Source organism: Brevibacillus parabrevis (assembly GCF_022701015.1).
GTDB lineage: Bacteria > Bacillota > Bacilli > Brevibacillales > Brevibacillaceae > Brevibacillus > Brevibacillus parabrevis.
Genome location: NZ_CP064090.1, coordinates 5,549,970 through 5,563,794 on the forward strand (window position 1 = coordinate 5,549,970; position 13,825 = coordinate 5,563,794).

Consider the following 13,825-nt stretch of genomic DNA (forward strand, 5'->3'; position numbering starts at 1 on the left):
CGTTCCATCAACACTAAAGAAGGACTCCTTTCCTAGGACTTTAGAACTCCTACAACGGGCAATTTGATTGTATCATAGATTTCATCGGCTATAAAAGTAAATACTGAAAAATCAGTTTTGGGGGCTAGGCGTGAGGAGTTCGTGTAATTATTCTATCATTTTCGAATTATCGAGCCTCAGCAGATCAAATGAGATACCTGTATCAAATCACTGCTTATCAAAGTGAAATGGACAAGTTGTCATTCGCATACAGAGCTATTTGAAACTCGTCCATTATTTTACATAAGCAGCTATAATGTGATGGTATCTCGATTTTTCCCACTTGGGAGGGCGTATAAGAATGGGATTGTTAGTTGATGAAATAAAAATACATATCAATGCGTATATTAACTATCTTACATTTGAGAGAAATTTATCACAAAAAACTTTGAAAGCCTATTATTCTGATTTACAGCACTTAAAAAGTGTCTGGAGCAATCAGAATATCAAGCTGTTACCACCGAGAGCATATATTTTTATTTTGAAAAAGTACTATACGAAAGCAGACTTAAAGATACTACGATAAAAGAAAATACGTTACACTGAAATCGTTTTTCACTTTTTAATTCAAAAAATAATAACTGAATTGCCTATAAGCAATTTCAAAAAAATATAAAATCTCAAAAAATCCCCAAAACACTCTCTCAAAATGAAATCATAAGTTTGTTGAGCTACATGCAAGATGAGTTATCTACAGCGAAAACACAATTCAAAATGTGCATCTGTCTCAGAAATTGCACGATTTTGGAATTGTTATTTTCTACAGGAATTAGAATCGGCGAGTTGACTAGCATTAATATAGAAGACATCAATATGGAAGAACGTACATTATTAATTTTCGGCAAAGGTCGCAAAGAAAGATTGCTCTATCTCTCTAATAATGACGTTCTCAACAAATTAATCAAGTGGATACAGATGAGAGAATTTTTTGAACCTACTACCAAAGCATTGTTTGTAAACAAGTATGGAAATAGATTAAGTATTTATTCAGTAGAAAATATTTTCTATAAATATCGTGATCTATCTAAAATAAATAAAACATCAACACCACATTTCTTAAGGCATACATTCGCCACATTATTATTGGACAATGGTGCAGATTTGAGAGCAGTCCAAGAGATTTTAGGTCATTCTAACATTAGTACAACTCAGATATACACCGAGGTTTCAACTGAGAGAAAAAAAGAAGTATTGATCAAATTTAACCCACGTAATTCATTTCAGTTATGATGTTTTACCTCCAAATAACTATAAATTATTTGGAGGTGGTATTGTTGTTATCCAGACGGCAGACAACTGCCTTAGGCAAGATAAAACAGGGGTTTGAGAACAACAGCACAATCATTCATTTACATGGCCCAGCTGGTGGAGGGAAGACAACTCTTGTAAAGGAATATGCCAAATTGGTGGCTTCAGAATTTGAAGATTGGGCAGTTTATTACATTGAGGGTAAGAAAAATCCTGTGGAAGCTTATGCAACGATCACCCTGGCGGAAGGAATGAACCGTCCTGAATATGAATTTTCTGGTTTTAACCTAAGCTTTGGCTTTAGGCTTTCAGAGTTATTCAATGTGGGTGTTGCAGGTGTTTTTCAGAAAAAGCCTAAATTAGATCCTAAAGCGCACTTTGTAGTCGATGTTCTGAGGAAAAACTCGTCCTCCAACATCTTGATTATTGCTGATAGCCTGCAATACTGGGACTTATCTTCCCGAAATTTTTTAATGACGTTAAGAAATCATCAACAAAATTTGCTTGGAAACAAAAGTTTGAAAGTACTGCTTGTCACGGATGATAACGAAAAACATGCCTCCGAATATGTTGATCCTACGACACTATACTCTGAAGGCATGGAAGTAAAGTTTGATCAAATGAGAAGAGAAGAATTACGTGAGATGCTTTACCTGTTGGGATATTCAAAGTTAAAAATAAAGGAAAAAGATTTGGACATTATCATGTCCATCACGGGTGGGCATCTAGACTCCATTAAGCTGTTTATTGAGGGTTTTTATTATTCCAAACAAGGAAAATTGTCTACCGACACCAGCCTAATAGATGTAATGAAGATGCTAGAATACCGTTTGGATAGATTTGGGGAAAAGAAGAGTGGCATTTCCGATGTTTTACAGGCCTCATCTATTTTAAATGGAGATTTCAAGGTCGAGCAAATTAAATATCTCCTCAAAAATAGAACAGATATAGATAACTTGCTAAAAGAATCCTGTGAAAATGACATCCTGAAAGAAAGCAACTACTTCATTTTTTCCAATGTTTTTATACAAGAGCTCTTTTATAAAAGGCTTAAAGAGAGCGGTAACAATTTCAAATTCGAAATAGAGTATGCGAAATATTTACAGGAACATGAGCCTGAAAACTACGCAGGCAGAGCTTACTATTTGTCTATAGGCGATCGTAAAAACGAGTATATCTTTGAGATTATTGGATTGTTTGCACTTGCTTACTGCCGCAACATTGAAGGTTCTACTGAAGATGCTGAGACTAGGAAAATCGAAAAATTAATTAAAGAAAAAGTTGAAAGTTGCGGAAACAGATACGAGATACAAGTGCAATATAACAATTTTCTTTATTTGAAGAATGCTTATGAGCTGTATTTTCAAGAAAAATATGATGAAGCAAGCAATGAGTTGAATCAGGCTACACTAGCTGGACCAATGCTGTTGATGTCAGAGATAAAACGGATGAAGCTTGTCGTTGCTTTAATGCGTGATATGAATACCGAAAATGTCAGACAGTTGGCAATGGAGCTCCAGGATATATTAGGCGATTTGAAAGAGCAAGAAAAGGAACAATGGTGCAAGTGTGCATTTACATTATTTTCTACCTACTCTAATAAGCTTGATGACTATGATCGCAGTAATTCTATCGTTAAGGAGCTTCTTTCTTTTATTAACAAGAACTATCACAATAAGCTATTTGAATATATGGGGAAGATTATTTCCAGAAAAGCATGTGTTTTTAACCCTGCAGCATTAACAAAACGTTACACTGCTGACAGCGTAGCTTATTTTGAGAAAAGAAAAGATCATTTACAGTATTATTTGGCACTCTGCAATCATTCGGGTAGTTTACTTGTCGTTGGTGAGTATGACAATGCTATCTTATGTCTTCAGAAGTGCTTAGATCTAGTGGAAGAATATCCGCTTATTCAATTTCCATCACAAGAAAAAATCTATAACAATCTAATTTTAGCAACGTTTCTCCAAAAATATCACAACATGCAGACCTTTGATAAAGCAGTAATAAAAGATGCAATTGCTGAATTCAAGAGCAAAATTTCTGATTCCTCTCGTGAAAGCAATGCCATCCTCTATATAAATCTGATAAATCTATATGTTATGAGTGGGGATTACGATTCGAGCTATGTGATGCTAGATATTTTAAAGAATAAAATATTACGTAACAATGACGACAGCTTCTATCGTTATCATATTTCAAACATATACTTATCAATTAGCGTTATGCAGAACGAGTGGGGAGAAGCTGAGAAATATCTAAACGAAATGAAAGATAATTTCCCTAACTTTTATAAAAAGCAAGAAAACCTAATTCATAGTCGGAATGATGCTATAAGCAAACTGGTTGAAAATAAAGTTTGGATGAGTCCTGAGCAATTGGATAAATGGGTCTATGAACATGCCAATCCACTAGATAATGCCGGAAGCTTCTATTGCCGACTATTTAAATTCTCGGATCTACAATTTACTTCTATTTAGGTTTAAAAGTTTGGTACGCCAAATTAATAATCGTAGGATATATATCTTCATAAGCGAGCTGTAGCTTGTTGAAAGAATAGGCAAATGAACTGTGCTTGATTGTGTAAGGAGAAGTTGCAATATCGATCAAATAAGGATCGCCATTATCCGTTATACGAAAATCTATCCTTCCATAGTTTGTCAGATTAGTCAGCTTGCCAATTTGAAGCGCATACTCCTTAACAAGTGCAATCTTAGAAGCAGAGAGTTCGTCCGCTAAGGAATAAAACCCATAGTTGTTTTCATAAGAATGTGTGTACGTTAAAAAGTCATAGTTTAATTTTCTCTTTCCATTAATCGAGATCCCAACCGGCTCCATAGCATATACTTTATCGGATATAAACAAAGGGATTTCACATTCGTAACCTTCAATAAATTTTTGCAACAAAATTGGTTCTTTTTTTGACAAATACAGTTCCTCAAGCATTGCTAACATAGCTTCATCAAAAACAAAAACTGAATTTGTATCAAGACCAATACTTGCTGATTCGTGCATGGGCTTGATGATTACTTTTGTCTCAAGGGCAGGCGGCTCTTGATTAAGCCACTTTTCTTCTCCGAAATATATCCATGTTTTTGGTGTAGCAATGTTGTGTGCTTCCAAATATTTAGTATACGTGTACTTCGCTCTGCAAAGTGAGGTAACAAAAGCATTAGAACCTGTATAAGGGATGCCCATTAAATCACAAAATGATGGAATCAACGATTTTTTTCCTACATGGCTACCATTCCGTGATAGGTTGTAAACTAATTTGTTGTTTCTAAAGTAGGACTCTTCTAATGTTTTTGTGATAAAAGTAAGTTCATTAAAATAAGTATCAACATAAAAATTGGATGACTGGATAGCGCTAAATATTTCATCGTACTCTTCATCTGAGAAAAATTCGTTATTATCGGAGAACTCCACTTGCTGATGATTGATTGGCCTAGTTTTTGAGCGAGAATTACATACCAGTGCAATTTGATATTTTTTTTGGATTTCCTTAGTATTTTTTTTCGATTGTTCAACAAGCTTTTTAATTTCGTCCATTTTATGACCTCCAAATAATTTATAGTTATTAGGATATTTTTATCTTAATATAAGAGAGAAAGCCGTTCAATAAATCTACCAGTTCATCTAGTTTAACCACCTTGCCCTATAGAGAATAGTGAATGGTATCCTTGTTCTAAGATGTTCTTCTTCCTTTTGCATAGGGTGACAAAGTCATTGGTAGATCAGATGAAATTTCCTAGATGAGAGAATTGCTTGATGCTTGCTTGCAAAAAATTCCTTATAAACTTTAGTACCCTTTGTTGTCCACATCAAAACCAAGTACGCCTTCTTACTGATTTTTTTTATGTTGTGCAATCAACTGATTAGTTTTACAATTCGAGCAGATACAACCCGACAATTGCTCTCCTACTTCTTCCCTCGCTAAAAGACATCACAAGTCATATTTCCTCAAACAAAAGTACAGATAAGCTTTCAAGAAAGTCCGGGATTGCCATCGTAAGCAAGGATTGGCAATAAGCAAAATAAAAAACGGTATTTCTACCGTTTCTGTAGGGTTAATTATGGTGCACCTATCGGGATCAAATCGACAACCTATACCTCACCATTTTATCGCGCTGCAGTGTAAATCGGTTTTACTATCGAAATACCTCCGTAATGTTTCAGCAAATCACGTCTCAGTCATCCCGTGCGGCACATCATCGTATTTATCCTCTACCGGATGTCCTCAATCGGTCTTACAGCTACTGTTCAGGCGGCAAAAGACCTTTAGATACTTCTTTAATCCAATTGCTTCTCAGTTCCCTTCCAAATGACTCCTGATAAACTTTTGCTTTAATATGTATCATCTCTTTTACTAAGCTTCCTTCTAATCCTTGAAGGATTTTTAAATCTGCATCGGATAAAGGTTTGCTTTTGGGGGCCACATAATTACGATATATAGCAGTTTCCATACGCCAAGCGTAAAATTCTGCTAAGAACTGCTCCTTCATATTGTTTAACATTTGAATGCCTGGAACATCAAGGTCGCCAGAATAGTAAATAACGCAGCGTGGGTTCGCTTCAAGGCATTTTTCTATAAATACTTTAGAAGCAGTTCTGGCCTGTCCAATAGTACAAAGTAGAACTGGAAAATCTGATGGAAGTTGCTCTAATGAAAATTTGTTTAGATTAAGAAAATGAATAGTTTCATCAACTAAATAAGAAATGACAGACGGATTTTCGATTATATATAATGATGAGTATTTTGGAAATTGCTTAATCTCTTCGATTTCCCGTAAGTTTAACGTACGAGGAGATGTGCCTTTAACGAGATGAGGAACAAAAACATGTGAAATCGAACTAAGATCATCGTCTAGAACGTCGAAGTTCCTATAAATTTGACGTTCAAACAAATACTCTGGCATGCCTATCATATCGTTATCAACATTTCTGCTTAGTTTTACACTTTGGCTATTTATATCATTAAGGGCACTCCATAATAATCTCCCTAATGCATTGGTTTTATCAAAGGCGTGTGAATCCTCAGTAACATAAGCAGCGAACATAGGCAATCTAATTTTGCCAGTAGAAATTCCACGTTCTTTAAACATCTCGTCTTTTCTCATAAGTAAATGCCATAAAGCACTCAGACATGTTAACAATTCTGAATAAGCATTTGTGCCTCTGTCAAAAACAATTCTCAAAACCCTATAACCTTTGGCATCTCCATCCTTCAATCTATGAAACCAGTTAAATGTCTTTTGAGTAAACTTTTCAAAATCAGTATTAGAGATATTGAATCGGGTAATAAAATCTAGTTCTACTTGAACAAAAAGATTAGTCCAAGCCGAATGTCTTAACTCTTTTTGTTCTCGCTTAGTGGAAAGTTGACAGCCATAGTATAGCTCCAACAATTCAAGCAGTGAAACCGAGTATCCTGCTTCTTTGGCTGCTTTTTCAAAGTCGGCGGCTGGGAAACGAGGTCCCTTATAACGAACGCCAAGAAAACCGCGCAATGCTTTTTCCTCTTCTCCGGTGGGCCGCATTTGCACCGTGCCGAATGCCCCGTAGCTTTCAAATTTTTTACGATACAAGGCGAAAAGGCGGCCAAAGCCGCCACTACGCCGAAAAATCTCAATAAGCTGCTTGTTATCCTGCATTGTGAGAACGCCCCTCGATACTTTGTTCTAGCGATAGTTGATGTTTTTCTTTGCCATCCCAATAGTAGCGTGCAACAGCAAGCACAGGGGAGTCTACAGGGCGAAGAATTTGGGCAATGGAGAGTTCATCTACTGTTTCGTAACAGCCCCATAGCACCTGGGAGTTCATAATATAATCGAATTCAAAGTCATGCACGAGTTGGAACATCTGTGCAATATTTTCACTATCGATGCCCGCAAACGCCTCATCCAATGAAATGATTCGGGGCGCATCAGGCTCAGCGTACGAATATTTGGCTGCTATCGCCGCAAACAGAGGCGAATAGATACTCATCGCCTTTTCCCCGCCGCTGAGCTCCCCGAACACCTTGTTCGTAAAGCGCTCCTCGGGAATACCCTTGCGAGTGATGAACATTTCAAAGCGAAACCATCTGCGGTAATCCAAAGCATTTTTCATCTCTTCAAACATGGAGAAGCTCGCGTCATATTTGCACTTTTTGCGGGCTTCATTGATTTTGGACATGAAGTGTAGACGCACTTTTTCCTTTTGCGAAGGCGTCAAATAGATGGATTCCTTAGACAAGTACGATAGCAACTCCGTTGTCGAAATTTGGTCTTCTTCTTTGTTTCCGAGAGGAACCCATTCGAGCCGTATCTGGATAGTACCCGTCACACGCTGGAGCATCACGTTTGCGTCTTGTTCCCAGCGCTTCGCGGCCCGCACTTTCTCTTGAATCGCAGTACCCACAACGTCAATGAGCACCTTTTCAAACAAGTTTCGTTCCTCTTCCTGAATATGCGCTGATATGCGCTTTAATTGATCATCTACATCACGTTGCACTTCCCGAGGTGTGCTCTCCACATGCTGGAGCGAAAAGACCAGGAATTGCCGCGAACAATGCTGTTGAAGGATCTGCCAGGACGGATCTTCCTTGTCTTTCGCCTGAATTTCAAGCGAAATCGTGCGCCGCGATTGTTTCAGATTATAATCGACAAGTTCCCGCTGTGCGTAGCCTTCTGCATCTTTAAGTTCCGAAAGCACCACATCCGGCGAAAGTGCCTCGCATGTTTCCTCCAGTGTCTTCATAACCTGGGAAGCGTTCTGCGGAGGACAAACAAAACCGAGAGACAACTCCTCTTGATACAATTTCGTCCACATATCCAATAGCCTCAACCACTTTTCCATTTGCGGCTGTTCTTTCTTATAGCTCTCAGCATGCCCATGGATCTTAATATCTGTCTCATTGATTTGTTTATGATAAGTTTCCAGCAGCTTATCTGCTGTCTGAATCGCCTTTCTAGCTTCCTCGATCTCCCGCTTCACGTCCGTATCGCCAAGATCCTGAATCCTCTTGAGATACATCGCCTCCAGCGATTTGTTTTTTGCAATATTCCGCTCATGATCCATCCTCTCATCCATAAGGAGCTCATAATCACCCATCAAGCGTTCTTTCTGCGCCTCAAAGTCAGAAAGCGATTGAATCGCACCAAGCCATGCGGTATGGGCCAGGCGGAGCTCAGTGAGTATTTCTTTGTAGCTTACAAGATCATCGAGCGCCTGCCGGTAGCAAGCGTGCGTAAGTGGGAGCTCCAGTCCCTGCGCTGCATAGTGGAGCCCATTGCGCCTAAGCTGGGTCTCGTTGCGATACATGCGCAGATCAGTTTGAAGTCGTTCCACTAAGGTAAGCCGGATGTTGCGCTCCTGAGTCTTGTCTGCATGACGAGTAAGGGAAGCCTTTAGCCCCTCGAGTGACGGGAACACATCCCGTTCCATGTGAAGCAAGCGCTGTTGCTTTTCCACGGAAAAGCGTTCAGATTCCAGATCGTCTTTTTTGTTTATGAATTCTTCACGTAGCTTTTGCAATTCTCTCAACCTGCGCGCCCGAATTTGTTCCCGCGCAGATTTTCCGATGTATGCATCCTCGTATCGAGGTGCCAGCCCCCCGATCATGCCACTGCGGAATTCACCTGTTTCAAGCACATATCCTTCCTGATGTGGAACAATGGATATGGTTTGCAGCACGGCGCTAATGTCTGCCTCAGAGAGCCCGTTAGTCGGTGTCGGGCGCACATAAGTCAACAAATTTTCTTTTTTGTAGCTGCCTTTATGTATAATGGTCATGGAAGAAGCAACCATCGAACAATCGCTTTCATGCACCACAAGAGCCGTTAGAAGACCGGCGCGGGTAATAGCGCCTTCGATGGCTTCTCTCACAGACGGCTCTATGTGTTCCATAAATTCAATTGATTCATAAAAGTAAGCGGCACGGATATTCTGTGCGCGCAAGCGTTCCATTTCCACCATCTCAGAAATTGTAAACTCGGGCTCCATCTCGGTTTGCGCAGACAGTTCTTTTGCCTTTCCTTCCGTTTCCTCAATTTGCTTTTGCAGAAAACCGATGGATGCCGTTAGATTCGCTAGTTCTTGTTGCAGTGCGCCTAGACGCTGGTTGTACAAACCATTTAGCCAATCCTTTACCATCACAGGGTATGAGTCATCCAAAAGGTCGCCAATCCCTTGCAGAATTTCCTTTGCTTCGCGAAGCTCACTAGCCTGAACCTGGAATTGTTGGGCTCCTTCCGCCCACTCACTGACGGCATGTTCAACCGAAGCGGCACCTTCGGCAACTTCTTTCTCCAAGGCACGTATCTCTGCCTCGATTCCTTTTACACTTTCTTCTTCGGCCGCCACATTTCGCTGCATTTGATCTTCATGTTCAAGGCGAGATTGCAATATTTGAAGCTTACTCGCGATGTCCTCCACCTTGCTGTAATACTCCTGAAGGGCTTCATGCCAATTTTGAAATCCTGCGTCAGAGAATGTTTCGAGAGTGGCTTCAAAGTACTGACGCAAGACGGTGTGAGATGTGAAATAGGCCTCACCCGCAAGCGACTCCATTTCCAAAAGCGCATCCTCGCGGTTTTTGACAGTTTTGACTTTCTCTCCTTCAATTTGCTTGATACGCTTCTCCACTTGGCGTTGCTGTGTTTTATTATTCTCTATGGCTTCGTCTTTACTTTTGAGTTTTTTTTCTGAATCTTTCAGAGCTTCCTTTACCTTGTCTAACTCTTCCTCTAGTGTAAAAAGGGAATGTCCTTGCAGGGATGCTATTTTTCTCTGAAGGGTTTCTTTGGTGTTGGACTGTTCCGTCAATAGTCGCTCTAAATCTGTTTTGGTTGCCAATGCCTCAGTTTCGGCAGTTTTAAAATCCTTCATGCGCTTCTTAGATTCATTAAACCGCTTTTCACTGGATACGAGATGTTTCGCCTTCTCATATAGAGAGAACTGGTTGTATGTGTCGTATGCGTCTGCCAACTTCGCTAGGAAAACAAGTTCGTGGCCAAGGCGAGTTTTCTTTTCTTGCAGGTTATCCATGCTCTCCAACGACGAGGAGAGTGGGGCTAATTCATATTGTGACAATTCTGGAAGAGCATCAGAGAGAACATTGGACACCTCGCTCGCTTTCACAGCATTCGAAAGCTTCGGGCTGCGGAGTTGGAGCAGCACGCCTATCAGTTCTTTGAATTCCTGAGTGGTTTTAAACCGATAGATTTCTTGATTCACCATCTCCACATAACGCTGCTGGCTGTCGGTGACTTCTCCGTCGCCGCCAATGCGGTCTGCCAAGTCCCCCTTGGTAAGAGGAAATTTTTTAGCTTCCCCGCTTACAAACTTTTCATCATATAACTGAATATCATACCCAACACGCTTGTTCCGGAGAATGAAATACCACGTGCGCATGGTATTGTCGCTTTCCCGCCGCTTTCCATTTAAGCCGATGCCAACGGTCACAAAGGTATTTCCTTTGCGATACTCCATGTAGAGATATCCAATACCTTCCTCACGCTTGGATACATGCTTATTGCCGAGCAAAAGATCAATCATCCGCCGATCTTGCGAGCCGAATGGATCAAGGCGCGATGGTCGCTTATCGCCGTCGAGCAAGAACGGTACTGCCATGGTAGTGGATACCGATTTACCAGAACCATTGGCACCGCGGACAAAGAGGCGTCCATTGCTAAACTCAAAAATCGTATCACCGTGATACCAGAAATTTATGAGACCGAAGCGATTCAAATGAAACCTACTCACCATCTATCACCTTCGTTTATTTAGATTGCGATACGTATTCTCCTGTAACGCGGCCCGCTGAGGAATAAAATACAATCTGCTTGTCCGGCAGCGTATCCGCCATATGAAAGTCCGACATATATTCCATAACTTCTCTCCAAATGACGGTGATGGGCCGTTCTGTAAACGATTTAGTCCATCCATGGCTATACAGATCTTTGATCTCTTGAAACCATATGATAGCCTCATACTCCGAACACAGAACACGTCCGTTATGATCGATAGCTACTTTTTGGCTGTTTACCTTATTCAAAATCAGGGTTGCATATTGCACCGCTGCATTTGAAATCTGCTCATCTATTGGGTAATAGTCTCCGTAACGGTTTTCTGCATGGGTGAGCATCGTGGTGCGATGATATCGTTCTAGGTGCCAATACTCAAATGGTCCTGAAATCATTTCGTTCAGTCTCTCTAGCTCTTCCCCCCCTTCCAGAAGCTTGATTTCCTCTGCTGACAATTCGTCATCATATATCACCGCTTCCAAGAACAATCTGCGCAGGAGTCGTTGTCTCGGGGTTGCGCCATTTTCAATCTCTTTGGCAATGTACTCTTCCAACTGGCTACGATTTTGGATTTTGCTGAGATCAAAGAAGTAAAGTGGTGCGAAGTGACGAAAATAAGGCGTGGTCTGAAGCAAAACATCATGGCTTTCATCGTTTCGAAACCCGTCAATGTCACGGTCTACGACATGGACGAGCCTCATTTTCACGCAATGCTGCAGGACATCTGCAAAGGCCTTGCGGTGGGAACGCTCCTCCCAAGCAAAAGGAACAGCTTCTTCAGGGTAATACATACGGATGGCATCACAAGCATTATGAAGCGTGAACTGCTTGTCTTCCCCGTTGTCTTCCAAGAAGGCAAGGAAGCAGCAAAAAAACAAATAGTGGAGTGATGTAGTAAAGTCGTCAATTCCCATAAACGGCTTTGGCGAGACGGGAATTTTCTCTAGTTTGATAAACTCATTACGCAGGAGTAAACGATATCCAAAGTATTCGCGCAGCATATCGGCAATATCCGTTTTGCGAGCGAGTATCTGAAAATACAGATCCGCCTGCGTGTCTCGATGGATCCAGTGGTAATGAAACAGGGCTTCAATGCATTCCTGAAGCACCAACCGATCTTTATCCATTCTGTTCCTCCATAAACACGAATTCGTAATCGTTCATCGTCAGTGTACCATCAGTGGAACGCAGGCGAATACGCTTTCTTGAACGTAATATAAGAGAAACTTGACGCCCGTCTTCTGTTCGGCTTGTTAAGCTTTTTGTAATCATGGCTTGTCCCAATAATTCAAGCAACAGATCTCGCACTTCAGGGTACACCACACCGATTTCCTCCAGCGTAATTTTTCCGTCCTTGATCAGGCTGTTGAATTGCTCCTGCACCATCCGTGTTTTCTCCAGATGCTCCTGAATTAGAGACATTTGTACTAGAGGATCTTCGTATACAGGTAATTTAGTTCGTCCGTTGCGGTTCCCTGGTGTCTTTTTGCTGAGTGGCATTTCGAATGGATCACATTCCCACACATGCTTAGAGTTATCATCCTCAGATTTGCGTGACACTAAGAAATGTTTGGCAGTGGATACGCCAAACATTGCGCCAGCAATAACATGACAATCCCGTAAATCGGAAGTATTCGCAAAAATACGAGCCAATTCCAAATAGTCATTCTTGCGGCTTTTAAAATAGTTGAATTTATCGCTGATCTGATCCGCAATCCTTACAATTTTTTGAATAGTGCCGCGAGTTTGTTCAATTAAAAACCGAGAATTCGCTTTGCGCCCGTTGATCTCCACGAACCACCCTTTAAAACCAAACCATTCTGCCCTTCTTCGCTCAGAGGCAAGCTCCGCTTCAAATTTATCGTCAATCTGCTGCTCCGCTTCGTAAGAAACAATCGCGGCAATAATCTGCTCGATCTCACTGTCATCGATAAACCCGAGGCGCTCCTCGATCAAATCTTTCTTCTCCATGATGCCGACCACGAAGTCGCTTAGCAGACGTACAAATTTTTCTTTATATGGCAGAAAAGACTCCGTGCGGATCAGGCGTTCATATGGTTCGCTGTTTACGTGCGACAAAAAGTCAGCGGTACCGTTACGAAGAGCTTCAAATCGGGACATAAGATCCCGCCAGATGTTGCGGATATCGCCTAACGTTCCGTTGTTCGAAGGCCTCCACCTGCGAAGTTTGGTCAGGTCCTCTAAAATATGGTCTGCCAAAACGCGCTCGAACGATCCACCTCGGATCGCCTGCAGGTTGTACTGCATCTCCTCCATCGTACGTTCGAGTGAAATGGTATATTGCGTGACCTCATAATAATTCTTGCGCTTATAAAAATCCTCAATGCGCTGTGCATGAGATTCGTCTTGATGGACAATCAGATTGTTCCATTTCACGAGCGCTTTAAGATCTTCTTCCAATTCTTTTTCGGAGTAATCCTTAAAGTGAGCGCCAAACTGCTCTGACGTTACTAATTCTCGATATACATCATCCAGAAACATATACGAGTTGTATTCTTGACGGTACTTCTGATAGAAAACGTAGCAGATGGGACGGTATCTGTCTGCTTTAGGTACAGAAAGATACGTCGCTTCTTTTACAGAATTTAATTGAAAGCTCATTTGGCAACCTCCTTTCGAACATCAATCTAACTTTTCTGATAACAATCACTAGTGTTTTTCGTATTTCTTAAGTGTGTTTTCTAGGTTAAGTTAACCAAATCATAGGCGAGCTTTAATAAAGCGACATC

General features: G+C 40.8%; 8 protein-coding genes. 3 read left to right on the top strand and 5 right to left on the bottom strand.

All coding sequences use genetic code 11. The annotated features are described in order from the left end of the window. Positions 1-340 precede the first annotated feature (340 nt). The 3 genes from IRJ17_RS28370 to IRJ17_RS25510 all read left to right on the top strand — a co-directional run bounded on the left by IRJ17_RS28370 (position 341) and on the right by IRJ17_RS25510 (position 3,770). Positions 341-565, top strand: a complete 225-nt coding sequence (locus tag IRJ17_RS28370) for a site-specific integrase (RefSeq protein ID WP_423751939.1) — start codon at positions 341-343, stop codon at positions 563-565. 149 nt (positions 566-714) lie between these two features. Next, positions 715-1,269 (top strand): tyrosine-type recombinase/integrase, encoded by a 555-nt coding sequence (locus tag IRJ17_RS25505; protein ID WP_242772309.1) that lies wholly within the window; start codon positions 715-717, stop codon positions 1,267-1,269. A gap of 44 nt (positions 1,270-1,313) precedes the next feature. Further along, complete coding sequence (locus IRJ17_RS25510; protein WP_242772311.1) at positions 1,314-3,770, top strand: hypothetical protein; 2,457 nt, start codon at positions 1,314-1,316, stop codon at positions 3,768-3,770. On the opposite strand, the gene IRJ17_RS25515 is transcribed toward IRJ17_RS25510, so the two are convergent. The 5 genes from IRJ17_RS25515 to IRJ17_RS25535 form a co-directional block, all read right to left on the bottom strand. Continuing rightward, a complete protein-coding gene (locus tag IRJ17_RS25515; RefSeq protein ID WP_242772313.1) occupies positions 3,763-4,839 on the bottom strand; it encodes a D-alanine--D-alanine ligase family protein in 1,077 nt (358 codons plus the stop codon). The genes IRJ17_RS25510 and IRJ17_RS25515 overlap by 8 nt on opposite strands. A 704-nt stretch (positions 4,840-5,543) precedes the next feature. After that, complete coding sequence (locus tag IRJ17_RS25520; protein ID WP_242772315.1) at positions 5,544-6,941, bottom strand: TIGR02679 domain-containing protein; 1,398 nt, start codon at positions 6,939-6,941, stop codon at positions 5,544-5,546. After that, the gene (locus tag IRJ17_RS25525; RefSeq protein ID WP_242772317.1) at positions 6,931-11,019 is read right to left on the bottom strand and encodes a TIGR02680 family protein; all 4,089 of its coding nucleotides are present in this window, start codon (positions 11,017-11,019) and stop codon (positions 6,931-6,933) included. The genes IRJ17_RS25520 and IRJ17_RS25525 overlap by 11 nt, the downstream gene beginning before the upstream one ends. 31 nt (positions 11,020-11,050) lie before the next feature. Next, positions 11,051-12,202, bottom strand: coding sequence for a TIGR02678 family protein (locus tag IRJ17_RS25530; RefSeq protein WP_242772319.1), 1,152 nt, complete (start codon positions 12,200-12,202; stop codon positions 11,051-11,053). Further along, on the bottom strand, positions 12,195-13,697 hold the full coding sequence (locus IRJ17_RS25535; protein ID WP_242772321.1) for a TIGR02677 family protein: 1,503 nt from the start codon (positions 13,695-13,697) through the stop codon (positions 12,195-12,197). Before IRJ17_RS25535 ends, IRJ17_RS25530 begins: the two co-directional genes overlap by 8 nt. Positions 13,698-13,825 lie beyond the last annotated feature (128 nt).

Bases quoted from the DNA above. Each gene is read 5' to 3' on its own strand.
- IRJ17_RS28370 (WP_423751939.1), top strand. From the start codon at position 341: ATGGGATTGTTAGTTGATGAAATAAAAATACATATCAATGCGTATATT.
- IRJ17_RS25505 (WP_242772309.1), top strand. From the start codon at position 715: ATGCAAGATGAGTTATCTACAGCGAAAACACAATTCAAAATGTGCATC.
- IRJ17_RS25515 (WP_242772313.1), bottom strand. From the start codon at position 4,839: ATGGACGAAATTAAAAAGCTTGTTGAACAATCGAAAAAAAATACTAAG.
- IRJ17_RS25520 (WP_242772315.1), bottom strand. From the start codon at position 6,941: ATGCAGGATAACAAGCAGCTTATTGAGATTTTTCGGCGTAGTGGCGGC.
- IRJ17_RS25530 (WP_242772319.1), bottom strand. From the start codon at position 12,202: ATGGATAAAGATCGGTTGGTGCTTCAGGAATGCATTGAAGCCCTGTTT.
- IRJ17_RS25535 (WP_242772321.1), bottom strand. From the start codon at position 13,697: ATGAGCTTTCAATTAAATTCTGTAAAAGAAGCGACGTATCTTTCTGTA.